Annotated in this window: 25 protein-coding genes; 10 read left to right on the forward strand and 15 right to left on the reverse strand. The window is 63.5% G+C overall.

The window, feature by feature from the left end:
* Window position 1 precedes the first annotated feature (1 nt).
* Window positions 2-517: a methylated-DNA--[protein]-cysteine S-methyltransferase gene (locus P9255_RS08195; RefSeq protein ID WP_309766575.1), complete on the forward strand. Its 516-nt coding sequence runs from the start codon at window positions 2-4 to the stop codon at window positions 515-517.
* Window positions 518-583: 66 nt separating this feature from the next.
* On the opposite strand, the gene P9255_RS08200 is transcribed toward P9255_RS08195, so the two are convergent.
* On the reverse strand, window positions 584-1,129 hold the full coding sequence (locus P9255_RS08200) for an OmpA family protein (protein WP_309766577.1): 546 nt from the start codon (window positions 1,127-1,129) through the stop codon (window positions 584-586).
* A gap of 1,032 nt (window positions 1,130-2,161) precedes the next feature.
* Between P9255_RS08200 and P9255_RS08205 the strand changes: the two genes are divergently transcribed.
* The 3 genes from P9255_RS08205 to P9255_RS08215 all read left to right on the forward strand — a co-directional run bounded on the left by P9255_RS08205 (window position 2,162) and on the right by P9255_RS08215 (window position 4,414).
* Window positions 2,162-3,673, forward strand: coding sequence for an ATPase domain-containing protein (locus P9255_RS08205; protein WP_309766579.1), 1,512 nt, complete (start codon window positions 2,162-2,164; stop codon window positions 3,671-3,673).
* A complete protein-coding gene (locus tag P9255_RS08210) occupies window positions 3,670-4,026 on the forward strand; it encodes a response regulator (protein ID WP_309766580.1) in 357 nt (118 codons plus the stop codon). The genes P9255_RS08205 and P9255_RS08210 overlap by 4 nt, the downstream gene beginning before the upstream one ends.
* Window positions 4,027-4,159: 133 nt before the next feature.
* On the forward strand, window positions 4,160-4,414 hold the full coding sequence (locus P9255_RS08215) for a CsbD family protein (protein WP_309766582.1): 255 nt from the start codon (window positions 4,160-4,162) through the stop codon (window positions 4,412-4,414).
* Between the two features lie 102 nt (window positions 4,415-4,516).
* On the opposite strand, the gene P9255_RS08220 is transcribed toward P9255_RS08215, so the two are convergent.
* The 4 genes from P9255_RS08220 to P9255_RS08235 all read right to left on the reverse strand — a co-directional run bounded on the left by P9255_RS08220 (window position 4,517) and on the right by P9255_RS08235 (window position 10,714).
* Window positions 4,517-5,296, reverse strand: a complete 780-nt coding sequence (locus tag P9255_RS08220; RefSeq protein WP_309766584.1) for a fumarylacetoacetate hydrolase family protein — start codon at window positions 5,294-5,296, stop codon at window positions 4,517-4,519.
* 54 nt (window positions 5,297-5,350) lie between these two features.
* The gene (locus P9255_RS08225) at window positions 5,351-7,558 is read right to left on the reverse strand and encodes an acetate--CoA ligase family protein (RefSeq protein ID WP_309766586.1); all 2,208 of its coding nucleotides are present in this window, start codon (window positions 7,556-7,558) and stop codon (window positions 5,351-5,353) included.
* An 84-nt stretch (window positions 7,559-7,642) separates the two neighbouring features.
* Window positions 7,643-8,905 carry a formyl-CoA transferase gene (gene frc / locus P9255_RS08230; protein ID WP_309766588.1) on the reverse strand — a complete coding sequence of 421 codons (1,263 nt, stop codon included), beginning with the start codon at window positions 8,903-8,905 and terminating at the stop codon, window positions 7,643-7,645.
* A gap of 42 nt (window positions 8,906-8,947) precedes the next feature.
* Complete coding sequence (locus P9255_RS08235; protein ID WP_309766590.1) at window positions 8,948-10,714, reverse strand: thiamine pyrophosphate-binding protein; 1,767 nt, start codon at window positions 10,712-10,714, stop codon at window positions 8,948-8,950.
* Between the two features lie 310 nt (window positions 10,715-11,024).
* On the opposite strand from P9255_RS08235, the gene sucC reads away from it, so the two are divergent.
* Together sucC and sucD are read left to right on the forward strand one after the other, a co-directional pair.
* Entirely contained in the window at window positions 11,025-12,227 is a 1,203-nt protein-coding gene (gene sucC / locus P9255_RS08240; RefSeq protein ID WP_309766591.1) for an ADP-forming succinate--CoA ligase subunit beta, read from the forward strand.
* Window positions 12,224-13,096, forward strand: a complete 873-nt coding sequence (gene sucD, locus P9255_RS08245; RefSeq protein ID WP_309766593.1) for a succinate--CoA ligase subunit alpha — start codon at window positions 12,224-12,226, stop codon at window positions 13,094-13,096. The genes sucC and sucD overlap by 4 nt, the downstream gene beginning before the upstream one ends.
* A gap of 73 nt (window positions 13,097-13,169) precedes the next feature.
* Here sucD and P9255_RS08250 read toward each other — a convergent pair whose 3' ends face one another.
* From P9255_RS08250 to oxlT, 5 genes are all read right to left on the reverse strand, one after another.
* Entirely contained in the window at window positions 13,170-13,895 is a 726-nt protein-coding gene (locus P9255_RS08250) for a GntR family transcriptional regulator (RefSeq protein WP_309766594.1), read from the reverse strand.
* Window positions 13,885-14,106 carry a hypothetical protein gene (locus P9255_RS08255; protein WP_309789337.1) on the reverse strand — a complete coding sequence of 74 codons (222 nt, stop codon included), beginning with the start codon at window positions 14,104-14,106 and terminating at the stop codon, window positions 13,885-13,887. Before P9255_RS08255 ends, P9255_RS08250 begins: the two co-directional genes overlap by 11 nt.
* Before the next feature lie 114 nt (window positions 14,107-14,220).
* Window positions 14,221-15,234 carry a 2-dehydropantoate 2-reductase gene (locus P9255_RS08260; protein WP_309789338.1) on the reverse strand — a complete coding sequence of 338 codons (1,014 nt, stop codon included), beginning with the start codon at window positions 15,232-15,234 and terminating at the stop codon, window positions 14,221-14,223.
* Between the two features lie 142 nt (window positions 15,235-15,376).
* Window positions 15,377-16,324, reverse strand: a complete 948-nt coding sequence (locus P9255_RS08265) for a LysR family transcriptional regulator (RefSeq protein WP_309766599.1) — start codon at window positions 16,322-16,324, stop codon at window positions 15,377-15,379.
* A 9-nt stretch (window positions 16,325-16,333) separates the two neighbouring features.
* On the reverse strand, window positions 16,334-17,686 hold the full coding sequence (gene oxlT / locus P9255_RS08270; protein ID WP_309766600.1) for an oxalate/formate MFS antiporter: 1,353 nt from the start codon (window positions 17,684-17,686) through the stop codon (window positions 16,334-16,336).
* 387 nt (window positions 17,687-18,073) lie between these two features.
* Here oxlT and P9255_RS08275 point away from each other — a divergent pair, with 387 nt between their 5' ends.
* Both P9255_RS08275 and P9255_RS08280 read left to right on the forward strand, forming a co-directional pair.
* Entirely contained in the window at window positions 18,074-19,018 is a 945-nt protein-coding gene (locus P9255_RS08275; protein WP_309766830.1) for a LysR family transcriptional regulator, read from the forward strand.
* A gap of 97 nt (window positions 19,019-19,115) precedes the next feature.
* Complete coding sequence (locus tag P9255_RS08280; protein WP_309766601.1) at window positions 19,116-19,460, forward strand: hypothetical protein; 345 nt, start codon at window positions 19,116-19,118, stop codon at window positions 19,458-19,460.
* Between the two features lie 123 nt (window positions 19,461-19,583).
* On the opposite strand, the gene P9255_RS08285 is transcribed toward P9255_RS08280, so the two are convergent.
* On the reverse strand, window positions 19,584-21,035 hold the full coding sequence (locus P9255_RS08285) for an aldehyde dehydrogenase family protein (protein WP_309766604.1): 1,452 nt from the start codon (window positions 21,033-21,035) through the stop codon (window positions 19,584-19,586).
* A 275-nt stretch (window positions 21,036-21,310) separates the two neighbouring features.
* Here P9255_RS08285 and P9255_RS08290 point away from each other — a divergent pair, with 275 nt between their 5' ends.
* Complete coding sequence (locus P9255_RS08290; protein ID WP_309766605.1) at window positions 21,311-21,721, forward strand: RcnB family protein; 411 nt, start codon at window positions 21,311-21,313, stop codon at window positions 21,719-21,721.
* Between the two features lie 37 nt (window positions 21,722-21,758).
* Here the strand turns inward: P9255_RS08290 and P9255_RS08295 are convergent, their stop codons facing one another.
* Together P9255_RS08295 and P9255_RS08300 are read right to left on the reverse strand one after the other, a co-directional pair.
* Window positions 21,759-22,118 carry an H-NS histone family protein gene (locus tag P9255_RS08295; RefSeq protein ID WP_309766606.1) on the reverse strand — a complete coding sequence of 120 codons (360 nt, stop codon included), beginning with the start codon at window positions 22,116-22,118 and terminating at the stop codon, window positions 21,759-21,761.
* Between the two features lie 419 nt (window positions 22,119-22,537).
* Window positions 22,538-23,005: an HU family DNA-binding protein gene (locus P9255_RS08300; protein ID WP_309766607.1), complete on the reverse strand. Its 468-nt coding sequence runs from the start codon at window positions 23,003-23,005 to the stop codon at window positions 22,538-22,540.
* Between P9255_RS08300 and P9255_RS08305 the strand changes: the two genes are divergently transcribed.
* Window positions 22,887-23,222, forward strand: coding sequence for a hypothetical protein (locus P9255_RS08305; RefSeq protein WP_309789357.1), 336 nt, complete (start codon window positions 22,887-22,889; stop codon window positions 23,220-23,222). The genes P9255_RS08300 and P9255_RS08305 overlap by 119 nt on opposite strands.
* Here P9255_RS08305 and P9255_RS08310 read toward each other — a convergent pair.
* Both P9255_RS08310 and P9255_RS08315 read right to left on the reverse strand, forming a co-directional pair.
* Window positions 23,213-23,971: an endonuclease/exonuclease/phosphatase family protein gene (locus P9255_RS08310; RefSeq protein WP_309766608.1), complete on the reverse strand. Its 759-nt coding sequence runs from the start codon at window positions 23,969-23,971 to the stop codon at window positions 23,213-23,215. The genes P9255_RS08305 and P9255_RS08310 overlap by 10 nt on opposite strands.
* On the reverse strand, window positions 23,968-26,298 hold the full coding sequence (locus P9255_RS08315; protein ID WP_309789355.1) for a VTT domain-containing protein: 2,331 nt from the start codon (window positions 26,296-26,298) through the stop codon (window positions 23,968-23,970). The genes P9255_RS08310 and P9255_RS08315 overlap by 4 nt, the downstream gene beginning before the upstream one ends.
* Window positions 26,299-26,410 lie beyond the last annotated feature (112 nt).

The following is a 26,410-nucleotide window of genomic DNA, read 5'->3' on the forward strand; positions in this document are numbered from 1 at the left end:
CGTGATTGACCTTCATGTCGGCCCGAGTCCGCTCGGGCCGATCCTGTATCGCGCGGAGGACGAGCGGCTGACCGGGCTTTTCTTCGTCGGACAGAAGCATTTCCCGAAGGGCATCCCGCAAGTCATGCCCGGCTCGGATCGCGCGGCGTCCCGCGTCATTGCTCAGGCGCACGAACAGATCGCCGAATACTTCGCGGGCGAGCGCAAGACGTTTTCCGTGCCGGTGCGGCTGCAAGGCACGGAGTTCCAGCAGCAGGTCTGGGAGTTGTTGAGCCGCATTCCTTTCGGCGATGCCTGGACATACGGCGACCTCGCGCGCCGGCTCGGCCTGCCGCCGGGCGCATCGCGCGCGGTTGGCGGCGCGAACGGACGCAATCCCGTGGCGATCATCGTGCCGTGTCATCGCGTGATCGGCGGCGATGGCGAGTTGACGGGCTACGCGGGCGGCGTCGATCGCAAGCGTTCGCTGCTCACGCTCGAAGGCGGACGGGGCCGCGAACAGCTTCTTCTGTTCTGAACCGGCGATAAAAAAGCTCGCGGACGTTGCAGTCCGCGAGCTTTTGCCTTGCGCCGGCGATGCGGCTTACTGCGTCAGTACGATTTCCACGCGACGGTTTTCCGCGCGGCCGCCGCTCGTCGCATTCGATGCAACCGGGCGCGACTTGCCGTAGCCCTTCATCGCGAACGTCTCCGACTGCAGACCGTGGCTCTTCAGATAGCCGAGCACGGACTGCGCGCGGCGCTCCGACAGCGCGACGTTGTACGCCGTGGAGCCGACAGCGTCGGTGAAGCCCTCGACGGTGACAGAAGCGAACGTGACGTCGCGGCCATCGGCGATGAGCTTGTCGAGAATGCGCTTGGCTTTGGGCGTCAGTTGGGCGCTATCGAACGCGAAGTTGGTCTTTTCGTCCAGCGAGACCTTGCGCGACGGCGCAACTGCGACCGCCGCAACGGGCGCTTCTGTCACGGCCGCCGCAGCGGCAACCGGCTGCGGTGCGGGCTCGGCGGCCTGAGCCGGCGCGCCGCACGTGAAGACGACCGACCGTGCATCGCCCGATGCCTTCGTGCCTTCGACGCTCTGCAAAAGCGTGTAAGGCTGCTCGCCGCAAACCTTCTTGACGGCCTTCATGCAAGCACTGCCGCTTTCGAAAAGCCCATAACACTCGGCGCGGAAAGCAGGCTGTCCGCTCGATGTCTTGATCTGCTGAATATTGAAAGTAGGCCCGGAATTGGACGCGCAACCGGAAAGCACGGCAGCGACAGAAAGTACAGCGGCAACGGTTCTCTTGAACATCTCGGATCTGGTCAGGAAGCGCAACAAGCCTGCGATGGCGCGCTTTATATTGAAGGTAGTGCCTTGCGTGGCCGCCCGTGACGCGAGCAGGCGATTCAAAAGCCGGGCGATTCTACAAGTGCGCTAACGCCAATCGCAGCAGATAAATCTCAATTTCCAGGATTAATCGCAGGTAAATGATTATCGTCGCTTTTCAGCAGGTAAATCCGAGGGATGACTGACATGAGAATCTCAAAGCGATTTACGACGCCGCGTATCCGCTTGAGAGAATTTCGGGAAGCCATCCTTTTTGAGGAATTCACGCCGCGAGAAAATGCGCGAATCCGATGATGGCGGCGACATGCGCGAGAAAATGGCCCGGTCCGCGTGAAAGCGGAACGGCGCGGCAGAAAGCATATGCGGGTCGACCGACGGCTCCGCCGCAAGCGACGGCACGGGCGACAACAGCAGCGATGAAGCGAGGCAAGCGGCGAGCGCGATGGCGCCCGAAAGCGGATGTGAACGGTACATGACGTGGAAGGCAATGACGGCGCGGGGCGCCTGAACAGACGCCGGAAACACACGGCGCCGAGTGGAAAGCGACGCCGCTATTTCACCAGTGCGGCCGTCCGTCGCCCATGAGAAGCATCTCAAAGTGCCTCTCCAATGACGGACCGCAGCATTGCACGGCGGCGGGCGCGAATCATGCGGCGCTCCCGGACCGCCGTCATCACGGCGACACCGCTTGCGGAGCCCGTCCGCGCCCGAACCGCCCGCACACCGACGTTGCGGCGAGCAGATTCACGCACCGATGACGACAGCTTGCCATTCGTCAGCGATAATTCGCCATCTCGAAAAGGCGGTTCGCCGAGTAAAAACGAAAATCCCATGAGCCAAGACGACAATCTCCCGCCCGATCCATCGCCGCAACGGAGCGCCAGCGACGGCAACGTCACGACGGGCGTGCCGGGCCTGGATCATATTCTCGGCGGCGGCCTGGTCGAAGGCGGGCTCTATCTGATCGAGGGCATGGCCGGCGCGGGGAAGACGATTCTCTCGTCGCAGATCGGCTTTCATCGCGTCACGAACGGCGACAAGGTGCTGTACATCACGCTCATCGCGGAGTCGCATACGAAGCTGCTGTCGCACCTGCGCAAGCTCTCGTTCTACGACGCGGACGCCATCTCGGACCGCATGCTGTTCGTGAGCGGCTATCACGAGCTGATGCGCGACGGCCTCTCGGGATTTCTCGCGCTGATCGCCTCGACGATCAAGACGAGCCGTCCGCGCTTCATGGTCATCGATGGTTTCCGGAGCGCGCGCGAGTTCAGTTCGACGGAGCTGGAGCTTTCGCAATTCATCCACGAACTGTCGGCGTTCGTCAGCGCCGCCCGCTGCACGACCCTCATCCTCGCGCCGCTGTCGGGCAACGAGCCGCATCCCGAGCACACGCTGGTGGACGGGCTCATCGAACTGAACCGCTTCAACACCGGCATGCGCCGCGCCCGCGAGATCGAAGTTCACAAGCTGCGCGCCCGCGATCATCTGCTGGGCAAGCATTTCTTCAATATCACGGCGAACGGGCTCGTCGCGTTTCCGCGTCTCGAAGCCACCTCCGAGCAGGCGGGCGCGCCGTCGCACTTCGAAGGAAGGCTCGACTTCGCGCTCCCGCTGTTCGACCGCATGTTCGGCGGCGGCGTGATGCGCGGCTCGACGACCACGTTCGTCGGACCATCGGGGATCGGCAAGACGCTGCTCGCGCTCAAGTTCCTGAAGGCGGGCGTCGATCGCGGCGAACGCTGCGTGTACTTCGGCATCTACGAATCGCCGGAACGGCTCGTCGCGAAGGCGCTCGGCGTAGACATCGACCTGACCGATGCCGTCAAGGACGGGCGCCTCACGCTTCAGTGGCATCCCGCAGTGGAACTCGCCATCGACGAACTTGCCGCGGAGCTGATGGCCGTCGTCACGCGCACGAACGCATCGCGGCTCGTGGTGGACGGCATCGACGGCTTCCTGCAGTCGGCCAACCGGACCGAGCGCTTCGGCCTCTTCGTCAACGCGCTCACGCAGCGTCTGCGCAATATCGGCGTGACCACGGTGCTGACCGAGGAACTGCCGCTCTACAACGAATTCGCCGCCCCCGCGACATTACGCGCTTCCGCGATGACCGAGAACATCGTGCTCATGCGCTATGTCGAGCTGAATTCCGCGCTTCATCGCATGGTGGCGATCGTGAAGCAGCGCGAAGGCGCACACGACACGGCGATCCGCCGGCTCACGATCGATTCGGCCGGGCTGCATATCAGCGAGGGGTTCATCGGGCCGACGGGCATCCTGTCCGGGCATCCGTCGCTCTCGCCCGCGATCTCCGTGTCGGACCCCGGCGCGCGAGCATGAAAAAGATCCTCGTCGTCGATGACGAATTCGACATCCTGACCACCTGGCGGCTCGTGCTGGAAATGGAAGGCTACGAGGTGACGACCGCGTTCAACGGACGCGTCGCGCTCGAGGCGGCGAACATGAGCGCGCCCGATCTCGTCATCACCGACTGGATGATGCCGCACAAGGACGGCGTCGAGCTGATCCGCGATCTGGCGTCGAGCGAGTCGCTCCGCGAGGTGCCGGTGATCCTCATGAGCGCCGCGGCGCACGCGCCCGCGCTCGACCATCCACATGCGCAATTTCGCCGCAAGCCGTTTTCCATTGACGAGCTGCTCGCGCTGGTGAACCATCTGATCGGCCCGGCCTGAAAACGCGACGATCGCGCCGGGCACGAAGCGTGCTCTATCGTCCGTTCCGGCGATGCCGGTTGAATCGAAGCAGTATCGACGCAGTTTCGAGGCAATTCCAACGCAAACCGCTTCAACTAGAATGGGAGGCACCATGGTGCAAGATCAAGTGGAAGGCACGGCGCAGAACGTGGTCGGCAAGGTGCAGGACGCGGTCGGCGCGCTGACGGGCGATTCCGGCACGCAGGTGGAAGGCAAGGCGCGGCAGGCGTTAGGCTCGCTGCAGCAGACCTACGGTCAGACGATCGACAACGTGCGCTCGGCCGTCTCCGATCAGCCGATCAACGGCGTGCTGATTGCGGCAGCCGTCGGCTTCCTGCTCGGCGCGTTGTGGAATCGCGATCGCTGATCGTGCGATGCGCCGCCCGCCGGCGCATCGAGACGCAAAGACAAAGCCGGCGCCCTCGTGCGCCGGCTTTGTCGTTTCTGCATGCAGATGTGTGAAGCGTCGCTAGACGGCAAGGACGTTGGACAACGTCCCGATCCCCGCAATCGATACGTCCACGCGCGCCCCGTCCCTGATCGAGCCGACGCCGACCGATGTGCCGCACGCGATGACATCGCCGGGAACGAGCGTCATGTCGTGCGAGATCAGGCTGACCTGCTCAGCGGGCGAGAAGATCATGTCGTCGAGCGGATAGTTCTGCCGTTCGACGCCCTCGACGGTCGTGGTGAGCGTCGCGCTGCGCCAGTCGAAACCGGCGACGATCGCCGGCCCGAGGCATGTAAAGGTGTCGAAGCCCTTCGAGCGGCACCACTGCGCGAAGTTGGGATCTTCCTGCAGCAATTCGATTGCGGTCACATCGTTCACGCAGGTGTAGCCGAAAATCGCCTCTTCGGCTTCCTCCACCGATGCGCCCGACACCGTCTTGCCGATCACGATGCCAAGCTCGCCCTCATACGCGATTTTTCCGTGATAACTGCGCGGACGCCGGATGGCCTCGTTCGGCCCGATAACGGACATCGGTGGCTTGATGAGAAAAAGCGGATGCTGCGGCGGCGCCTTGTCGAGCTTCTGCGACAGCGCGTAATAGTTGTTCCATAGCGCGACGATCTTGCTCGGCTCGCACGGCGCGAGCAGCGTGAGGTCGTCGGCGGCGAAGGTGATATCGGTCGGGCGCGGGCGATCGAACAGCGCGCCGTCGTGCTGCACGACGCGTCCCGAATGCGGATCGAGCGTACCGAAGCCGATGCGTCCGTCGCCGTCGCGAAAGCGTATCCAGGTGGTCACTTATGCGGTCCTTTGTCGTTGGAGGGAGCGCGGGCCGCGCCCCCTCGTTTCACGTCAGATCAAACCCGCCCCGCGCGCCCACTTATATTTCGCACCGAGCACCGCAACCGGCAATTCGGTCGAATACGCATATGCCGGCACGCCGTGCTCGTACAGATACTCGGCAGCCTCTTCCACCTGCACGTCGCCCGCGAGCGACGCGACGATCGGCTTCTCGATGCCGAGCGCCTTCATCTCCTCCTTCACTTCGATCACGAGCTTCGCGAAGACCATCGGCGGCGTGATGATCGTGTGCCAGTAGCCGAGGATGATCGAATGGATGCGATCGTCCTGAAGGCCGAGCCTGATCGTGTTCTTGTACGTGCTCGGCGGCTCGCCGCCGGTGATGTCCACCGGATTGCCCGCCGCGCCGAACGGCGGGATGAACTTGCGGAACGCGGCGTCGAGATCGTCGGGCATCGTCATCAGCGAGAGATTGTTGTCGACGCACGCATCGGACAGCAGCACGCCCGATCCGCCCGCGCCCGTGATGATGACCACGTTCTCGCCCTTGGGCGTCGGCAGCTTCGGAATGCCGCGCGCGAACTCGAGCAGGTCGCGCAGCGAACGTGCGCGAATCACGCCGCATTGCTGGAACACGTCCTCGTAGATCTTGTCGTTGCCCGCGAGCGCGCCGGTGTGCGAGCTGGCCGCGCGTGCGCCGAGACTCGTGCGCCCCGCTTTCAGCACGACCACCGGCTTTTTCTTCGATACGCGCTTCGCCGCTTCCGCGAACGAGCGGCCATCCTTCAGGTCTTCGCAGTGCTGCGCGATGATCTCGGTGTTGTCGTCCTGCTCGAAGAACGTGAGCAGGTCGTCTTCGTCGATATCGCTCTTGTTGCCCAGGCCCACGATCGCCGACACGCCCATCTTCGCGGAGCGCGAGAAGCCGATGATCGCCATGCCGATGCCGCCCGACTGCGACGACAACGCCGCCTTGCCTTTCACGTCATACGGCGTGCAGAAGGTCGCGCAGAGGTTCTTCGGCGTGTAGTAGAAGCCGTAGATGTTCGGCCCCATCATGCGAATGTCGTACTGTCGCGCGATCTTCACGATCTCTTCCTGGCCTTCGTGATTGCCCGTCTCGGCAAAGCCCGACGGAATCAGCACCGCGCCCGGAATCTTCTTTTCGCCCACTTCCACGAGCGCCTGCGCGACGAACTTCGCCGGAATCGCGAACACGGCGACATCGACCACGCCGGGCACGTCCTTCACGCTCTTGTACGCCTTGCGGCCCATGATCTCGTCGGCTTTCGGGTGGATCGGATAGATCGTGCCCTGGTAGCCGCCGTTGATGAGATTCTTCATCACCGAATTGCCGATCTTGCCGTCCTCGTTCGACGCGCCGATCACCGCGACCGCATCCGGCTTCATGATGCGGTTCATCTGCGTGACGATCTGCTCCTGCGTCGGACGATAGCGCGGCTCGGCCGGCTCGAAATCCATCACGATCCGCACGTCCGCCGCGACCGCGCCGCTCGGGCTCGCGAAGACCGGGTTCAGGTCCATCTCCGAGATTTGCGGGAAGTCGTCGACGAGCCGCGACACCCGCTCGACCAGCGTGACGAGCGCCTCGCGATTCACCGGCTCGGCGCCGCGCACGCCGCGCAGCACTTCGGCGGCCTGAATGCCGTCGAGCATCGACGCCGCTTCTTCGCGCGTCACCGGGGCGAGGCGGAACGTTACGTCCTTCAGCACTTCGACCAGCACGCCGCCGAGACCGAACGCGATCAGCTTGCCGAACGACGGGTCCGTCACCGCGCCGATGATCACTTCCTGGCCCGCGCCGACCATCTGCTGCACCTGCACGCCGACGATCGTCGCGTTCGCATCGTACTTCTTCGCGTTCTCGATGATGGTCGCGAAACCGGCGCGGACATCGGCCTCGTTCTTCACGCCGACGAGCACGCCGCCCGCTTCCGTCTTGTGCAGGATCTCCGGCGATACGATCTTGAGCACCACCGGAAAGCCGATGAACGACGCGAGCTTCACCGCATCGTCCGCGCTCGTCGCTACGCCTTCCTGCGGCACGGAAATGCCGTATGCATCGCAGACGAGCTTGCCTTCCGGCGCGGTCAGCGAGGTGCGTCCTTCCGCCCTCACGCGATCGAAAATCTCGGCGACGCGGCGCTTCGCGTCGCTCGCATGCAGCGGCACGACATTGGCGGTTTGCGTGGATTCGTTACTCGCTTCGCTGCGTTCCTGGACAACGGTGCTGTTCATGTGAAATGTCTCCGTGTATAGGGCGTGCCGGTCCGCGCCGCCCTTTTCCGGGCGGCGGCGTGACAACATCGAATGAGGCGTGGGTCAGATCGCGCCGAGGCTTCTCAGCGTGGCGATCTGGTCGGGCGAGTAGCCGAGTTCGGCCATGACTTCTTCCGTATGCTCGCCGAGCAGCGGCGAGCGCACGACTTCGGTCGGGCTATCGGACAGCTTGATCGGATTGCCGACCGTCAGGTACTTGCCGCGCACCGGATGATCGACTTCCACGACCGTGCCCGTCTTGCGCAGCGACGGCTCCTCCGCGATTTCCTTCATCGACAGGATCGGGCCGCACGGAATGTCGTGCTTGTTGAGGATTTCCATCGCCTGGAACTTGGTCTTCGTCATCGTCCAGCGTTCGATCTCCGCGAAGATGTCCTTGAGATGCGGCAGGCGCGCGTTCGGCGTCTTGTAGTCGGGATGGTCGATCCACTCTTCCTTGCCGATCACCTTGCAGATTTCGCCCCACACCGGCGCCTGCGTGATGAAGTAGATGTATGCGTTCGGATCGGTTTCCCAGCCCTTGCACTTGAGAATCCAGCCCGGCTGGCCGCCGCCCGATGCGTTGCCCGCGCGCGGCACCGCCTCGCCGAACGTGCCGTTCGGGAACTGCGGATATTCCTTCATCACGCCGGTGCGCTCGAGCCGCTGCTGATCGCGCAGTTTCACGCGGCAGAGGTTGAGCACGCCGTCCTGCATCGCCGCGAGCACTTTCTGGCCGCGCCCCGTCTGATTACGCTGATACAGCGCCGTGACGATGCCGAGCGCGAGATGCAGGCCCGTGCCCGAATCGCCGATCTGCGCGCCGGTGACGACAGGCGGGCCGTCGTCGAACCCGGTGGTCGATGCCGCGCCGCCCGCGCATTGGGCGACGTTCTCGTAGACCTTGCAGTGCTCGTACGGCCCCGGCCCGAAGCCTTTGACGGACGCGACGATCATTCGCGGATTCAACTCCTGGATGCGCTCCCACGTGAAACCCATGCGATCGAGCGCGCCCGGCGCGAAGTTCTCGACCAGCACGTCGCACTTCTTGACGAGCGTTTCGAGCACCTTCTTGCCCTCGGGGTTTTTCGTATCGATCGTGATCGACCGCTTGTTGTGGTTGAGCATCGTGAAGTAGAGGCTGTCGGCGTCGGGAATATCGCGCAGCTGTTCCCGCGTGATGTCGCCCGCGCCCGCGCGCTCCACCTTGATCACGTCCGCCCCGAACCACGCGAGCAACTGCGTGCAGGTCGGGCCCGACTGCACGTGCGTGAAGTCGAGAATGCGCACGCCGTCCAGCGCCTTGCCAGAAGTGTTCACCGTCATGGCTGTCTCCAGTCTCTCTTGCGACGTTTATAGGTTCTACGTTTATTTGTACATCGTCTGCGCCATCGTGCCGGGGGCATACACGCTGGGATCGACCCAGATGTTGATGACCGCGCTCTTGCCCGTCCTGGCGATCGACTCGCGCGCCCGCTGCAAGGCGCCCGCGATCTTCGACGCTTCGTACACTTCCTCGCCGTAGCCGCCGAGCATTTCCGCGAAGCGTCCGTACGGCACGTCCGACAACAGGTTGCCGACGTTGCCGCGGTCCTGCCCGTACTTGGCGAGCTGGCCGTAGCGAATCTGATTCATTGCCGAGTTATTGCCGACGACCGCGATATACGGCACGCCGAAACGATTGGCTGTTTCCATGTCGAACGAGGTCATGGAGAAGGCGCCGTCGCCGTAATAGCAGAGTACTTCTTTCTCCGGATTGGCGAGGCCCGCCGCGATCGCGAAGCCGGTGCCGACGCCGAGCGAGCCGAGCGCGCCCGGGTCCATCCACTGGCCGGGGCGGCGCGGACGCACGGCTTGCGCGGAAATCGTGACCACGTCGCCGCCATCGCCGATATAGATCGTGTCGTCGGTCAGGAACTGGTTGATCTCGTGCGCGACGCGGTACGGATGGATCGGGCTCGCGTCGGACGTGAAGAGCGGCATCAGCTTCGCGGTCGCGGTTTCTTCGGCCGCCGCGAGTTCGCGCATCCACGCCTGGCGCGCCTGGCGCTTGTCGTTCTTGAGACGCCCGCTCGCCGCCTGCAGCGCCGCGCCGAGGATCGCGCCCGGATCGCCGACGAGCCCGAGATCGATATCGCGGTTCTTGCCGACCGTGCGGTAATCCATGTCGATCTGCACGAGCTTCAGGTCTCGGCTGATGCGCTTGCCGTAACCCATGCGGAAATCGAACGGCGTGCCGACGATCACAATCACGTCCGCCTTCGCGAAAGCCTGCGAGCGCGTGCGGTCGAAGTGATGCGGATCGCCCGGCGGCAAGAGGCCGCGGCTCGCGCCGTTGAAGTAGCCGGGGATATCGAGGCCGCGCAGGAGCGCAATCGCTTCTTCGTGGCCGCGCGCCGTCCAGACTTGCTGGCCGTACAGGATAGCCGGGCGCTCCGAGTTGACGAGCAGATCGGCGAGCTGTTCGATCGATGCCGGATCGCCGACCGATTTCGTCGATGCGCGGTAGCGGCCCGGCTGCGGAATCACGGCCTTGCTGACGTCGATTTCACGGTCCAGCACGTCGCGCGGAATCTCCAGATACGCCGGACCCGGCGCGCCGTTGAACGCTTCGCGCGCGGCCATCGAGATCATGTCGGCGACGCGCTCGGTGCTCGGAATCGTCGCGGCGAACTTGGTGATCGGCGCCATCATGTCGACGTGCGGCAGGTCCTGCAGCGAGCCCATCTTGTGTTGCGTGAGCGCGCCCTGCCCGCCGATATGGATGATCGGGCTTTCCGAGCGGAACGCCGTGGCGACGCCCGTCACCGCGTTCGTGCAGCCGGGGCCGGCCGTCGTGACGACGCAGCCGAGCTTGCCGGTCTGACGCGCATAGCCGTCGGCGGCGTGGGCGGCGACCTGCTCGTGGCGCACGTCGATGATGCGAATGCCTTCATCGACACAGCCATCGTAGATATCGATGATGTGGCCGCCGCACAGCGTGAAGATCGTATCGACGCCTTCGTTCTTGAGCGCTCGCGCGACCAGATGGCCGCCCGACACGACGCCCGCGCCGCGTGTCTTTTGTTTGAGCGTGTCTTCCGCGGTGGTGGTGGCTGGAGCGACTTCCGGACGGCTGCTGACGACTTCGGACATTGTTGTCTCCTCCTCGATGGGGGTTGTGTGCGATCACGAGGCGTCGCGCTGCCGCCCGGTGTCTGTGATATACAATATTCCACACACAGTATTAGTTCAAGCGTCCGGCAGGGGCGAAAACCCTGTGATGCGGCGCATCAACGCCTCTTACGCTGCTGTTTTGAGCCCCGCCGACTTCTGATTGCTGCGATGCAGCGGCCCAACGATACCACCGACCCTTTTTGATGCTCCGTGAAATGTGATATATCACATACCAGCGCGAACGCCCCGTCCTGTCCCTCGCGCCACAGCCATCACAAAAGGAGACGCAATGAACATCCACGAATACCAGGCGAAGGCGCTGTTACGTAAGTACGGCGTCGCGGTCCCGCAAGGCCGCGTCGCCTTCGACCCGCAGGAAGCCGCCGACGCCGCAAGCGCGCTCGGCGGGCCGGTATGGGTCGTGAAATCGCAGATTCACGCAGGCGGCCGCGGCGCCGGACGCTTTTCGAACGATCCCGACGGCAAGGGCGGCGTGCGCGTCGTCAAGTCCGTCGACGACGTGCGCGAGAACGCCCGCAAGATGCTGTCGTCGGTGCTCGTCACCAAGCAGACGGGGCCGGCGGGAAAAGAAGTGAAGCGTCTCTATATCGAGGAAGGCTGCGACATCGCGCGCGAGCTGTATCTCGGCATGCTGGTCGATCGCGCGAGCTCGCGCATCACGATCATGGCGTCGACCGAAGGCGGGATGGCGATCGAGGAAGTGGCGCATCGCACGCCGGAGAAGATTCTGAAAGTGGCGATCGATCCGGCGACGGGCCTGCAGCCGTTTCACACGCGGCAAGTCGCGTTCGGACTCGGGTTGACGGGCGCGCAGATCAAAGCGGCTTCGAAGTTCATCGCGGCGCTGTACCAGGCGTTCGTCGATCTCGATGCGTCGGTGGTCGAAGTCAATCCGCTCGTCGTAACCGGTTCGGGCGATGTCATCGCGCTCGACGCCAAGCTCAATTTCGACGATAACGCGCTGTACCGGCACCCGGATATCGAAGCCCTGCGCGACGAAGACGAGGAAGACCCGGCCGAAATCGAAGCGGCGAAGCACGGCCTCAACTACGTGAAGCTCGACGGCAACATCGGCTGCATGGTGAACGGCGCGGGCCTCGCGATGGCCACGATGGACATCATCAAGCTCTATGGCGGCGAGCCGGCGAACTTTCTGGACGTCGGCGGCGGCGCGACGCAAGAGCGCGTCGCGACGGCGTTCAAGCTGATCCTGCGCGATCCGAAAGTGCGCGGGATTCTCGTCAACATTTTCGGCGGCATCATGCGATGCGACGTCATCGCGCAAGGCGTCGTGGCGGCGGCGCGGGAAATCGATCTGCACGTGCCGCTCGTCGTGCGTCTCGCGGGCACGAACGTCGATGCCGGCCGCGAAATCCTGCGCACATCGGGTCTCGCCATCATCCCCGCCGAAAATCTCGCCGATGCCGCCGACAAAATCGTTTCAGCCGTAGCCGTGGGAGAGTCCAAATGAGCGTTCTCATCAATCAGGATACGAAGGTCATCTGCCAGGGCTTCACCGGCGCGCAAGGCACGTTTCATTCGGAGCAGGCGATCGCATACGGCACGCGCATGGTCGGCGGCGTCACGCCGGGCAAGGGCGGCACGTCGCATCTGGACCTGCCCGTCTTCGATACGGTGGCCGACGCGGTCGCCCGGACGGGCGCGGACGCGTCCGTGATCTACGTGCCGCCGCCCTTCGCCGCCGATGCGATCCTCGAAGCCATCGATGCCGAAGTGCCGTTCATCGTCTGCATCACCGAAGGAATACCGGTGCTCGACATGCTGCGCGTGAAGCGCGCGCTCGCCGGTTCAAAGAGCCGTCTCGTCGGGCCGAACTGCCCGGGCGTCATCACGCCGGGGCAATGCAAGATCGGCATCATGCCGGGGCATATCCATCAGCCGGGGAAGATCGGCGTGGTGTCGCGTTCGGGGACGCTGACTTACGAGGCGGTGGCGCAGACGACGGCGGCCGGGCTCGGGCAGACGACATGCATCGGCATTGGCGGCGATCCGGTGAACGGGACGAACTTCATCGATTGCCTCGAACTCTTTCTTGCCGACGACGCGACCGAGGGCATCATCATGATCGGCGAAATCGGCGGATCGGCGGAAGAGGAAGCCGCGCAGTTCCTGAAAGACGCGAGGACGAAGAAGCCGGTAGTGGGATTCATCGCGGGAACGAGCGCGCCGCCGGGACGGCGCATGGGCCACGCGGGCGCGATCATTTCGGGCGGATCGGGCACGGCGAGCGCGAAGATTGACGCGATGCGGGCGGCGGGTATCCATGTCGCCGACTCTCCTGCGGCGCTCGGCGAAACGATGGTGCGTGCATTGCGCTAGCGCGCGCGAACGCGGAGAAAGACAGAAAGGCCGCTATGCGGCCTCTCTGTCATTTGATCATCTGGAAGCGAAATCAGTCCAGGAAATCGCAATTCGCCTCGACGAACGCCGCGAGATCGAGCGAATGCTGCTTGACGAGCCGCTCCACCAGTTCGGTGTCGCGCTTTTCCAGCGCCTCGATGATGCGCATGTGATCGACGATCGAGCGCGACGCGCGGTCGCTCTGCGAGATCGTCATTTTCCGAATCGCGCGCACGTGCACGAAGATGTTCTTGATCGTATCGAAGATGATCTGCGACTTGGACAGCCGCACGATGGCCTGATGAAACGCGATATTCGCTTCTGAATACTCGTCGATATGCTCGGCAGGCGTGGTGTCGCGGAAGTTGTCGAACATGTGGCGCAACTGGGCGATTTCCTCGTCCGTCGCGCGCTGCGTGGCGAGACGCGCCGCCATGCTTTCGAGCGCGGCCCACATGTGGATCATCTCGACGATCTCGCGCTTGGTCTTGCGCAAGATGTAGACACCGCGACGCGGCACCGTGCGCAGAAAGCCTTCCTGCTCCAGAAGCGTCATGGCTTCGCGGATGGGCGTGCGGCTCACGCCGAGCGCCTCCGTCAGCTCTTTCTCGTCCAGACGAATCTCTTCGCGGGAGCGGTAAATGTCCGCCTCCGCGATAGCCTGCCGCAGTTTCGCGTACGCCTGATCGCGCAGCGAAACCGTGGCATTGATGGGCTCCAGCGAGAGCGTCAGTCCCCGAACTTCCGGACGGTCTACCGATTGAGTATCAGATGGCATTGATGGCTTGATTTCCCATTTGCGGCCGGTCTGCAACTACACGCTTGCCCGAACCGCCGTTCCGGTCATCCGCCGCGAGACCGGCGAAGCGACCGTGATCCTGTGCGCGCTGCAGCATGTCCTGCGGCACCGCCGACGCAATTACAAACGTAACGCCCACACCCACGGCCACCAGCGCGAATCCGACAACTACCAACAAGGCGATGCTCATTTCAAGGCTCCGGTTAATCACTCAAGAGCCTCCAGTATATGTTGCGTCGCAACAGCGCGCAACATATTTTGCATCTTGTATATTAGAAACAACGCTGGGGCCATCGAGTGCAGTTTATGCCGCTTTCTGCGGTTGCGGGAGTGGCTGTGCACGCGCCGTGCCTTGGTTCACCGCTTCCCGCAATTTGATCAATGCGAGGACGGCATCAATCATCGGCGTCTCGACTTTCACGAGGCGCCCGATTTCCTGGACGACGGTGATGAGCGGATCGATTTCCATCGGGCGGCCGGCTTCGCAGTCCATCAGCATCGAGGTTTTGTGCGCGCCGACCGCACCCGCACCGTTGATGCGCCGCTCCACGTCCACCCGGAAGTTGACGCCGAGCCGGTCCCCGATAGCCTTGGCTTCGAGCATCATCGCCCTGGAAAGCGCGCGCGTGCCGGGATCGCTCGTCAGCACGTCGAGGGTGGCGTGCGTGAGCGCGCTGATCGGATTGAAGCAGAGGTTGCCCCACAGCTTCAGCCAGATTTCGTCGCGGATGTTGTCGCGCATCGGCGCTTCCATGTCGGCGGCGACCATGATGTCGTGCAGCGCCTGCAGACGCGGCGTGATCTGCCCGCTGGGTTCGCCGATCGGAAATTTCTTGCCATAGTGATGTTCGATAACGCCCGGCTCCGCAATTTCCGCAGCCGGCAGCAGCACGCAGCCGATTGCACGCTCCGGCCCGAACACGCTCCACTGCCGGCCGCCGGGATCGATGCTCTGCAGTGTCGTCCCGGCCAATTCGCCGCCGTGCTCGTGGAAGTACCAGTAGGGCAGTCCGTTGACCGCAGTGACGATGGCTGTATCGGGGCCGAGCAACGGCGGCATCAGATCGACGACGCCCGGCACCGAATGCGCCTTCAACGCGATGATGACGAAGTCCTGCGGCCCGAGTTCGGCTGGATTGTTCGTGCAGCGGACCTTGACGGTATGTTCTTCCCCGTCGATCCTGAGGCGCACGCCGTTCGCCTGCATCGCCGCAAGGTGCGGCCCGCGCGCCACGAAGCTCACATCGGCTCCGGCACGCGCAAGCTGGGCTCCCATGTAACCGCCGATGGCGCCGGCGCCGTACACGCAGATTTTCATGGTTCGTCTCCTGAGTTAGATGCTTGTAGTTGCTGATATACAAGATACTACATGCCAGGTGCAGGCCGAACAAGGCGAATCGAGCGAGCGGAAACCCGCACCTGAGGCGCGCTGCGGAACGAAGACCGGGAGAAGCTGGCGCTCAGGCTTCGATCGCCTGAGACGCGATAAGAGTATGCGTCGACGACGCGATGAAGTGCCACCAGACGCTTGCCGCGCTTGCGTGCAGCGCACGCCCGCGCCGCCGCACGAGCATGATCGTGCGCGATTCGTCGGGTGCGAGCGGGATGAAACGCACGCGGTCGCTTTCGCACGCGTTCCGCGCGTGCATCGGCAGAACGCCGACGCCCAGGCCCGCTTCCGCCATTCGCGCGACCGCCGCTGACTGCGCGAGCCGCTGACGGACCGCGCCCGTTACCGCGTACCGCGCGAGCGCGGCTTCGATTGCAGCGAGGCTGCCGGTGTCATCGTCGAGAAGAAGGAGCGGCGTGCCGCGCAACTGCTGCCAATCCACGCGCCCTGCCCCCGCCAGCCGATGCGACCCATGCACCACGGCGGCGAACCCGTCCGCGAAGAGCGGCTCGCTTGCGAGATCGTCCAGATTGTCCGGCGCGATCACCACGCCCAGTTCCGCCTCGCCCGAACGCACGAGCTGGAGCACGGCGTTTTGCGGGCGGTCCATCAGGACCACGGTGATGTCGGGAAGGCGCTCACGGCACGACGCGAAAAGCGGCGGCAGAACGCTCGCGGTCAGGCCGCAACTGCACGCGAGGTTCACGACGCCCGGTTCGCCAGATTCCGACGCGCGCGGCCGCAGCGTCGCTTCGAGTTCCTCGACGAGCGGCGCGATGCGCGACAAGAGCTTGCGTCCGGTATCGGTCAGCGTGACGTGGCGCGTCGTCCGGTCGAACAGCCGCAGCGCAATTTCATCTTCTAGTTCTCGAATACTGCGGCTGACTGCCGACTGGGTGATGCCGAATTCGTCGCCCACGCGCGTGAAACTTCGATAGCGCGCGAGCGTGATGAACAACCGCAACTGGTGCAGCGAAACGGAAGGCGCATGCGCGGAGCCGGGCGGACGGTCGCGCATGCCGTGTCCTCACTGAACCGACGTATTGCGCGACGTTTCCGGCCAGCCCGCCTGAAACGACGCATTCACCGATGCATCGCCCGACGTTTCCGCAACAGTGTTCTCGATCCAGCGCTTGCGCATCGGCGCGAGCACGAACTTGGCGCACAGCCCCGCCGCGATCGATGTCACCGCCGCCGTGATGAACACCGCGTTCCACGATCCGAACGAGGCCAGCACCGAAGCAAGCGGCACCAGCATCGACGCTGTCCCCTTCGCCGTGTACAGCGTGCCAGCGTTCGCTGCCGCGTACTTGCTGCCGAAGGTGTCCGCGCAGGTCGCCGGGAAGATCGAGAAGATCTCGCCCCAGCAGAGGAAGGTCAATGCGGCGAACAGCATGAAGAGATACGGGTTGTGACCGAATTCCATCAGTCCGAGCAGCGCGACGCCTTCACCGAGAAAGATGATGAACATCGTGTTCTCGCGCCCGATCTTGTCCGAGATGAAGCCGCATAGCGGACGCGTGAAGCCGTTGCACAGATTGTCGATGGAGAGCGTCATCGCGAGCAGCGGCAAGGTCACGCCGAGCAGGTTGACCGGCATCTTGGCGAAGCCGTATTCCTTCGCGATCGGCCCGAACTGCGCCGTGGCGATGACACCGCCCGCCGCGACAAACACGAACATCAGATACAGCACCCAGAAAAGCGGCGAGCGCACCATCTGGCCGGTGGTGTAATCGATCTTCGTCGACACGATGCGCTTCGCCGGCACGACGTTCACAGGCGGCTTCGGGCGCACGAGCAGCAACGCGAGAAAGAAGATGCACACGCCCTGGAAGATGCCGAAGAACATGAACGCGTGTTCGTAGCCCGAGCTCTGGATCATGTTCGAGATCGGGATGACCGTCACGGCGGCGCCCGCGCCGAAGCCCGCTGCCGTCAGGCCCGCAGCGAGTCCGCGCTTGTCGGGGAACCACTTGAGCGCCGTGCCGACGCACGTGCCGTACACGCAGCCCGCGCCGATACCCGCAATCACCGCGGCGATGTAAAGATGCGCGAGACTCGTCGCGTGCGCGTCGATGATCCAGCCGAGCGCGGCGCAGATCGAACCGCCGATGACGACCGGCCGCGGGCCGAATTTATCGACGAGCCAGCCCTCGACGGGCACGAGCCACGTCTCGGTGACGATGAAAATGGTGAAAGCCGTCTGAATCGCCGCTTGCCCCCAATGATGCTTGGCATCCATGGGCACGACGAAAAGGGTCCAGGCGTACTGCAGATTCGCGACGAGGCCCATGCATGCAATGCCGATCGCTAATTGAATCCACCTGTTGTGATGACGCCCGTGCGATTGCCCGGACACAACCGTGTCTGCGCTTGCCATGTCTGTCTCCGTTATCTGTTATCGGCGCTCGTGCGGCGCCTGATGCACTGCGAGAACCGCGGGCGCGGTGCGCCAGCGGGCGAGGCGGTCGGTCAGGGAAGATGTTCGGGACGCGCGGCGCGGGCATGGCGGCGCGCATCGGGGAGGGCGATGAAGTTGCACATCTGGCCAACATCCGCGTCAGGCGATCGAAGAATCATTTCGAGCGATTCCCAATAGAGTCCGGATGATTGAAGCAGCCTTTACAGGCTTTCGTGTGCTGCCGATTCGCGACTGGCTTACAAACCCAGGGGCGTGAAGGCATCGTGGGGGAGAAAAACGATTAGGGAAAGTTAAAAAAATTTATTGTATAAGTTAGCTATCGTGAATGGATGAGGGCTCGCCGTGCTGCGTAACGCCACCCTGCGTCAACTGAAAATCTTCGAAACAGTCGCGCGCCGGCTCAGCTTTTCACGGGCTGCGGAAGAGCTGTATCTCACCCAGCCTGCGGTTTCCACGCAAGTCAAGCAACTGGAGGAACATGCCGGCTTGCCGCTCTTCGAGCAACTCGGCAAGAAAATCTACCTCACTCCGGCCGGCAACGAAATGCTCCATTACAGCAGGTCGATTCTCGAGCAGTTCCGTGAAGCCGACGATGCGATGGCGCGCCTCAAAGGGATATCGGGCGGCACGCTCAATGTCGCGGTGATCAGCGCCGGCGACTATTTCTTTCCTCGCTTGCTCGCCGCTTTCACCAAACGTAATACCGATGTCCGGCTCAATCTCGCGGTTCACAATCGCGAAGAACTGCTGCATCAACTCACGGACAATCTCACTGATCTCGCGGTGATGGTTCGGCCGCCGCGCGATATGGATACCGTGAATGTATCGTTTGCGCCGCATCCATATGTGATCGTCGCGCCGCCCGATCATCCGCTCGTCGGGCGCAAGAACCTCCCGCTGGAAGCGCTCGCCGATGAGCCGTTCATCGTTCGCGAGCGCGGCTCGGATACCTGGAATTCGATGGAAGAAGGTTTCGCGGGACGCCTTGCGAATCTCAACGTCGCAATGGAAATCACAAGCACAGAGACGATCAAGCAAGCGGTGATTGCCGGAATGGGAGTGAGTTTTTTATCGGCGCATACGATCAGCATGGAACTGCAGGTCGGCAAACTGGCCGTGCTCGATATCGAGGGTTTTCCCGTGATGCTCAACTGGTTCGTCGTGCATCGGAACAATAAGCGCCTGCCGCCGGTGGCGCTCGCCTTCAAGGATTTTCTCATCGAAGAAGGCGCGGCGCAGATCGAAGCGATCACGCATATCGTCGCGAAGACGGGAAAACCCGACTTATAAGCGTTTTCGAATAGATAGCAGAAGAAAGTTTAACTGTCGTCTATGGATCAGGTTGCCTATTCTCCCAACATGCCCCACGGCCATACAGGAGACGATCATGATCCATTCAACTCACAGCGATGACCGCGAAGTTCAGGCGCAAGTGTGCGCCTTCAATACTGCTTTCGAAGAACTCGACCTGATGTTCCGGTGGGATGCGCAAACGTATCGATCGCTTGCATCGGCGGACAGCGACTATGGAAAGCTCGCGCAGTATATCGGCACGCATTGCCCGCATCTGCTGACGGCTTATAGCGCGGAGTTTCTTTGCCAGGCGATCATCGAGCGCAAGAATTCGACGATCGAGGCTTGCAGGCAGAACACCGTGCAGTATGAAGACAGCACGCAGCGCGCGCGCCTCTGGCGCTCGCGGAATGAGGAAGGACAGCGCGCGAGGGTCTGATTACTGGCTTTGAAGTGAAACGAAGGGGCGGCTATGCCGCCCTTTTGCGTTGAGTCCCGTTCCGTACGCACTCCCACAACACAGCCCTCTCGCGACGCATGCCGCGAGAGAAGCCTCGGTCCTTTACGGCGTCAACGCCACCCACACCGCTTTCGGCTCGGTGAAGTTCTCGATGGCCACGTCGCCGTGCTCGCGGCCAAAGCCCGAATCGCCGGCGCCGCCCCAAGGCAGACGCACATCCGTATAGCCGTAGGTATTCACCCATACGGTGCCCGCCTTCAGTTCCGCAGCCATGCGATGCACCCGCCCGATGTCCGCGCTCCACACGCCCGCTGCCAGGCTATACGCGGTTCCGTTTGCGATGCGCAGTGCGTCGGCTTCGTCGTCGAACGGAATCACGCTCGCGACCGGCCCGAAGATCTCTTCTTGCGAGATCCGCATCTCGTGCTCGACGTTCGCGAACACGGTCGGCTCGACGAAGTAGCCGCGCTCGCCCGACCGCCGTCCGCCCGTCACGAGCGATGCGCCCTCGCCCTTGCCGATATCCACGTAATCGAGCACGCTCTTCATCTGCTTGGCCGAAATGAGCGGACCCATGTTGGTTTCGCGCTTCGACGGATCGCCGAGCTTGATGCTTTGCGCACGCTGCCCGAGACGTTCGACGACCTCGTCATAAACGCCGCGCTGCACGAGCACGCGCGAACCCGCGGAACACACCTGCCCCGCGTTGAAGAAGATGCCTGAAGCCGTCGCGCGCACGGCGCTGTCGATGTTGGCGTCCGCGAAAATCACGTTCGCCGATTTGCCGCCGAGTTCCAGCGTCACGCGCTTGAAGTTGCCCGCCGCGCCCTGCAGAATGCCGCGCCCGACCGACGGCGAACCGGTGAACGTGACCTTGTCGACGCCCGGATGCGCGACGAGCGCATCGCCGACGACCGAGCCTTTTCCCGTCACGATGTTGAGCACGCCCGGCGGCAAGCCCGCTTCGAGTGCCAGACGTCCGACCATCAGCGCGGAAAGCGGCGTGATTTCGGCGGGCTTGACGATCAGCGTGCAGCCGCATGCGAGTGCGGGCGCGATCTTCCACATGCCGATCATCAACGGAAAATTCCAGGGCACGATGGCCCCGACCACGCCGACCGGTTCCCGCACCGTGTAGGTGAGCGCATCGGGGCGCGCGGGCACGACCTGTCCGTTGATCTTGTCGCACCAGCCGGCGTAATAGGTCAGCGTATCGATGGCGGCGGGCACGTCCTGACGCTGCACGCCGGCGATCGGCTTGCCCGCATCGAGACTTTCGAGCGCGGCGAGCTCTTCCTGATTCTCGCGCAGCAGTTCGGCGAGCCGCATCAGGATGCGGCCGCGTTCGGCGGCGCGGATACCGTTCCACGGTTTCAACGCGGCGCGCGCCGCCGCTACCGCGCGATCGACATCCGCCGATGTGCCCTGCGCCACGTAGGCGATGGCGTTCTCGGTCGCCGGATCGAGATTCGTCGAATATTCTCCGCCGCTCGGCGCGACGAATTCTCCGCCGATCAACAGCTCGTAACGCTTGAGGTCCGCACTGCTTTCCATTGCCGTCTCCCTGCTTTATCGAATCGTTTCATGGTGAGCCAGAAAGACCATTCACGATAGCAAAACATTTTTATTGTTCGCATTCAGCTGAATGTATGGACCGCTGAAACCTTCGGGGTTGGCTCGCTCGAGACTGCGTAATACGGAGTAAGCGTTACTTACACATTCTCACGGCATTGTCGGAGGCCAGCCCGTAGAGTGGCAGCGGGTCGCGCGAACCGGCTTTGTGGGTCGGGAATCGCGGTCGCAATTCAGCTATCGAGGAGAAGTGTTTGATGAAGAAGAATCAAATTGTCGCGGTGCTGTTGTGCGCCGGCATGGCTTTCGGTGCGGGCGCGAGTGTCGCGCAGCCGTCGCATGGCGGGCCGGATCATGGGAACGATCGTGGCAATGAGCACGGCAACGGGCATGGTCCCGATCGCGCACCCGGACGTGCGCCGGTGATGAACGGTCACGACGCGCCGCGCCCGCAGGAACATGCCGACCATGACCGCGGACATCCCGACTGGCGCAAGGGCGACCGGCTGTCGGCGGATTATCGTAATCGCCAGTATGTCGTCGATGACTGGCACGGCCACGGCTTGCGTCAGCCGCCGCGCGGATACCAATGGGTCGGCGTGGGAGCAGACTATCTGCTCGTGGCAGTCGGCACGGGATTGATCGCGCAGGTGGTGTTGTCGCAGTAAGCCGGGTTCGCGCAGAGTGGGTTGCGCTGCGGCCGCTCTACTCTTCGTCCGCGAACAGCGATGCCTGCCCGATGCGTGCCGATGCGCCGTTCGCGGGCAGGCTGGCGAGGAACGCATCGCGGTCCTTGCCGGCGATCCAGTGCGGCGCGCGACCGCGTCCGCTCCACGTTGCGCCACTCGCGGGGTCGCGGTATTTGATGGCGACATCGGACGCGGCGGACGACGTCTCGGGCTTGCGGCCCAACAGCTCGTTCAGCGTGATGCCGTATTCGCGCATCTTTTGCACGATCTCTATTAGCGCGAGCCGCTCTTCTTTTCGCCGCGCTTCGGCAAGTTCCTTTTCCAGCGATTCTCTTTGCGCCATCAACTCGGCGACTTGCGGACTTCTGTACGTCATGTTCGTGTCGGGCGTCGGGTATGCGATGTCATCGCCCGCGCATGGCGGAGCGAGGGGTTCGATGCAGGGGGCGCGGGAGCCGCGCAGTCGGGCGCGGCGTTGAAATGCCGCGAAAACGAGAGGCTAACACGAACTGGTGTGCCGGGCAGGAGCGCGAGGACATGCCGTGCTTTCAGCATCGACGGCCAGAGCGCGATAGGAACGCGCGCCGTCTTTGCGGCCGCTTATGCGGTATCGCATGACTGGCTAGCTCAACGGCCTGCATTGCAGCGGACTCGTTCATCAGGGTTCCTTACATGCCGGCGCTTCACGCGACGGTCCTATGAGCGCCCCGACGTTCTCGACGAAGAAAACAAAAAGGCCAGCTTCCCCCACCGGAAAAGCCAGCCTCTCCAAACAACTCTAGCTCGAGCCGAACCTTAGGCCGCGGCGTCCTTCAACTTCTTGAGTGCGCGTGCCTTGATGCGCACGCTTGCCGGCTTGGCCGGGAACCAGCGCTCTTCGCCGGTGAACGGATCCTTGCCGAAGCGCTTCTTCTTCGCCGGCACCGCTTGCGCGGAAATCTTCAACAGACCCGACAGCGTGAATTCGCCCGAGCCCTTCTTGTGAACCGAACCGAGGATGGTGTCTTCCAGCGCGACCAGCACGGCCTTGACCGCCTTGACGTCCACTTCCGCGCGCTCCGCCAGATGCGCTGCGAGCGATGCCTTCGTGAAGGTGTCTTTGATCGGCGACAGCGCACCCGCAGTCTTCTTCACGGCGACGCTCTTGGTGGGTACTTTCTTCGCGGCAACCTTCGATGCTGCTTTCTTTGCCGGTGCAGCAGTCTTCACCGTGGCCTTCTTGGCCGTGGCTTTCTTGGCAGCGGTTTTTGCGGAAGTCGGCATGTTTCTCCTACCTGTTTTGGTCAGTGATATCGGAATACGTCAGCGCTTATGCGTTCGTATCAACGCCGGATTCTACATAGGCCAGACGCGTTCGTGCGAGTCTTTTGCGTTTTTATATCGTTTTTTCAGGGGTTTTTCGTGGCGTCGCACTGACAAACGAGCCGCTCGTCGCGCAATGCATGCGCTTTCGATGCACCGCACTGCGCTTCATCCGTGACGCGATGCACGACGCGCGATATGCGCAATCAGCGGATAGTGATCGGATGCGATGCGCGCAAGCCGCGTGCGATGCACGTCGACACGCATCAGCCGCTCGCCGGGATGCACCCAGATTCGATCGAGCGCGAAGAGCGGGCAGCGCGTCGGAAACGTGCGCAAGGCACTTGCGCGATGGAAGTGCGTGACGAGCCGCCGCAACGTGCGGCCATAGACGAACCACTCGTTCAGATCGCCGAGAAGGATCACCGGAAGCGCGGGCGTATCGAAGCTCTGCAGCACCTGATCGACCTGCGCGCGGCGTTCGCTCGATGCAAGCCCGAGATGCGTCGCGACGACGCGCCATAGTTCGCCGTTGCAGTCGATGTCCGCGTCGAGCGCGCCGCGCGGCTCGCGGCTTCGGAAAGAAAGATCGAGCGTACGCACCGCGCGCACCGGATAACGTGTCAGCACGGCGTTGCCGTAGCGGCGCTCCGGTGTATCGAGCGTCGGGCCTGCAACGGCATGCAGACCCGTCATGCGCTGGAGCATCTCGAGGACATCGGGATGACCGTTGCCGCCGAGCGGCATCTCCTGCAGCGCGAAGATATCCGCATCCATTTCGGCGAGCACACCGGCGATGCGTTCCGGCGCGAACTTGCCGTCGATGCCCACTGCGCCGTGCACGTTGTACGTCGCGATGCGCAACTCCTTCACGCGCGTCGCGCTCAGTTTTTCGATGTCGATTCCGGCCTCGTGCATCAACGTCATGAGCTGACCTCGTCATGATTGCGCGACGATGCGTCATCGTTCGCCGTGTCGCGCGGCATCGCGCTGCGCTCGCGCAGACGGCTCGCGCGCTGCGCTTCGTCGCTTGCGCGCGCCTTGTCCGCATCGCTCGGCGCGCCTTCCGCCACCTTCTCTTCGCTGTCGTTGCGGCGGCCAAGAAAGCGCTGCAGCAGGATCGACACGCCGATCAGGACCGCGCCGATGCCGATCAATACGGCGAACGACCCGACCGTCGGATGGCGCAACGATGCCACCAGCTGATGCGCGAACGCCACCGTCAACAGGATGCCGGGACCCATGCCGAGCAGCGTGCCGATCAGGAAATCGCGCATGCGAATGTGCGATGCACCGGCCACCAGATTGACGATCGAAAACGGCGCAACCGGCAACAGCCGCAGCACGACGACCGCGACGATGCCCCGCTGCGCCACGCGCTCCGATAGCCGGTTCACGCGCGCACCCGCGAGCTTGCGCACCGCATCGCGGCCGAGCCATTGCCCGAGCATGTACGAAACGGAAGCGGCGATCATGGTGCCGGCGAATGCATACGCGCTGCCCCAACCGGCGCCGAACACGAGACCCGTCGTCGCGATCAAGAGCGTGATCGGCACGGAGATCACGGCGGCGACGACATAGCAGAGCAGGATCAGAAGCGGCGCGAGCGGCAGCGCATCGATGCGCCGCGTGGCCTCGGTCAGCGACTTCACGTTGATGTATTCGCCGAGCGGCGTCCAGTGCCACACGGCCGCCACGCCGACGACGAGCAATGCGAGCACGCCGAGCAGCGCGAAGCGGCCGATGAGCGGGCGCGTCCTTTCGGCAGGCACGAACTGGTCGACGAGTTCGTCGGCGGCAATCGGCGTTTCGGGATCGACGAGCGCTTCGGGCGGGATGAGTTGATCGAGCTCGCGCGACACTTCGGGATCGAGCGGCACCAGCGTGCGATGCTCGTCGCGATCGCGCGAAAGCGCCTGAATCGCGGCATTCAGACCGCCGCCGCGCGCATCGCGCTCGCGCACGATGTCCGCCACTTCGCAGCCAAGATGTTCCGCGAGCAGCGTGTCGCGCATCGTCGCGATGGCGCGGCGCAAACGGGCCTCCGCGCCGGCATCGATCGATATGTTGCACTCGCTGTCGAGCACCATCGAGCGATTGTTGAGGTTCGCGGAGCCGACGATCAGCAGTTCGTCGTCGACGATCATCAGCTTGCTATGCACGTTGACGATCTCTTCGCCCAGATTGGGCACGGTCGGACACAGCAGCCGGTAACGTCCGTGACGATCCGCCTGTTTCAGGAGCTTGTGGAGACGCGCGCGCAGCACGCCCATCGTCACTTCCTGCAGCCAGCCGCTCTGATTGCGCGGCACGACGATGGTGAGATCGGGCCCGTCTTCGCGCTCGAGGGAATCGGACAGCGCCGCGCCGATGGTGCCCGACGTGAAGTACTGATTCTCGATGTAGATGCTGCGCCGCGCGCGCGCGATCGCATCGAGATATTGCGTGCGGATCTGCTGCACGGCGGGCCGGCCGAGATACGCGGGCTCCGTGAGCGAGATCGCGAGCTGCACGTCTTCCACATCGACGGCGCGCGAAGGCGGCCACGGATCGTTCTGCAGCGCCACGCGATGCGCGCGGATAGCGAGGCGCCGGCCGCATGCGCGCGACCAGCGTTCGCGCGCAAGCTGACCGATCTCGCGGGCAGCGTCGCCATCGAACATCGTGTGGACATCATGGAACGGCTGATACTTCGCGCCGTTCGCGTCACGTCGATGCGGATCGTCGGGCGCATGAGCGGGCGTGTCCCAGCGCGAACGCGTGAGATCGAGACCGCCGACGAATGCGAGGCGATCATCGATCACGACGAGCTTCTGATGCTGCGAGCCGCCGAGCGGATGCTTGCCGTCCATCTGAAACGCGATGCGCCGATGCGTGCGCCAGCCCATCTTGTAGACCGGCAGCCATTCGCGTTCGAACGCGTAGAGCATCGCGAAGTCCCACGCGAGGATGTAGATGCGCAGGCGGCGCTTTTCGGCTGCTATCGCGTGCAGGAAGTCGCCGAGCGCTTCGGGATAGCCGTCGTTCGAACCTTCCGGCGTGAGCTTCATGCGGCTGTCGATATCCCAGCCGAGGATGAACACCGTGCGCTCCGCACGCGTGATCGCCTCGCGCAGCACGCGAAAATAGTCGGAGCCGTCGATGAGCATGCTGAAGCGATCCGCGTGACGCACGCTCGCGCAGTTGCGTCCCGGCTCGAAGAAGGATTCGTCGCGTTTGTCCGTGGTCATCGCGTTGGCGCGGGCGTCGCGCATGGCAGTCTCGTTCAAGCGCTCTCCGTCATGTTGGCCTGCATGCCGCAGCGCGCCGCGACATGTGCGTCAGGGGTTTGCAAGCAACGTGCCCGTGCGCCGATGCCGGTTCTGC

It is taken from the genome of Caballeronia sp. LZ019 (assembly GCF_031450825.1).
Taxonomy (GTDB): Bacteria; Pseudomonadota; Gammaproteobacteria; order Burkholderiales; family Burkholderiaceae; genus Caballeronia.